The 771-nt window shown below is 39.6% G+C and carries 1 protein-coding gene; it reads left to right on the top strand.

All coding sequences use genetic code 11. The features are described 5' to 3' along the window. On the top strand, window positions 1–771 hold a 771-nt coding region (locus AC2FA3_RS15020), incomplete at both ends, for an RNA-guided endonuclease InsQ/TnpB family protein (RefSeq protein WP_490510284.1).

Genomic DNA, 771 nt, shown 5'->3' on the forward strand with positions numbered 1-771 from the left:
ATGAAAATCAACAAAGCGTATAAATTTAGGCTTGAGCCTAATGTAGAGCAACAGATTATTCTAAATAATCTTGTCGGCTCTGCACGTTTTGTTTGGAATCAAATGCTAGCGATCTCATTTGAGATGTTTGCTAAAAATGAATTTATTAATGCCACCAACTTGGTTAATAAAATCATAGATCTAAAGAACAATCCTGATTTTGACTTCTTAAGAACCCATGCCAATGCCGTGTCTTTACAGCAGAAAATACGTGATCTCGCCTCTGCTTGGTCACGATTTTTCGACTCTAAAACTCATACCAGGTTAAAAGAAAATAAAAAGAAACCTCGTAAACCCAAGTTTTTTAAGCTAGTAGACGGTACAGAGATTCAACTACGCCCACTGATGCCACGCTTTAAGCGTAAATCAGATGGCTGCGACTCCATGCGCTTGGTTCAGTTTGATAAGTATTGCCGTATTGAAGGCAACCGCGTCAAACTACCTAATGGCGTGGGCTTTGTGAAATTTAAAAAATCACAAGATATCATCGGCACCATTAAAAACGTCACCATCAGCAAGAAATCAGGTCACTGGTACGTGTCGTTTGGCACTGAGCGAGCATTATCTGAGAACCCAATTCACCCCTCTACAAGCGCCATAGGTATTGATTTAGGTATCACCAAACTCATTACCACCTCAGACGGTCAATACATCAAACCCAAAAACAGCTTTAAAGCCAATCAAATTAAACTGGCCGCATTACAGCGCCAATTAAGTAGAAAAGTCTTATTC

Source organism: Janibacter sp. CoH_79_TC_3, assembly GCF_058197955.1.